1 protein-coding gene is annotated in these 322 nt (G+C 36.3%); it reads right to left on the minus strand.

Translation table 11 applies throughout. The annotated features are described in order from the left end of the window. Positions 1 to 50 precede the first annotated feature (50 nt). Positions 51 to 322, minus strand: a 272-nt coding sequence (locus DW033_RS25170; protein WP_233554313.1) for an SMI1/KNR4 family protein, incomplete at its 5' end; no start/stop codon positions are given.

Genomic DNA, 322 nt, shown 5'->3' on the forward strand with positions numbered 1-322 from the left:
GGTGGATAATCATCATTAAAGGAGATTGATCCGCTTGTTATCTGCCCGCTTTATTCCTCTTCTTCGATAAAATGATTTATAAAGTAATTGAATGACTGGGCGATGTAACGAGTATTTGTTTCAAAGTTGTATTCTCTTGAAGCGTTTTCGTCCCACTCGTCAGTCAAGTAATAGTAAATCTTTTTATTCTTCAAGTTCAACGCATAATAGTTTCCACCCGAATCCATAGCAAAAGGCAACAGATTGCATGGCATTAAATTCCTACTCCATATATCTTTGGCTATGACTTCAATTGTTTCAAAAGCATTGGTGCGTTCCTTTA

Origin of the sequence: Parabacteroides sp. AF39-10AC, from assembly GCF_003635405.1 — a bacterium.
Classification (GTDB): domain Bacteria; phylum Bacteroidota; class Bacteroidia; order Bacteroidales; family Tannerellaceae; genus Parabacteroides; species Parabacteroides distasonis.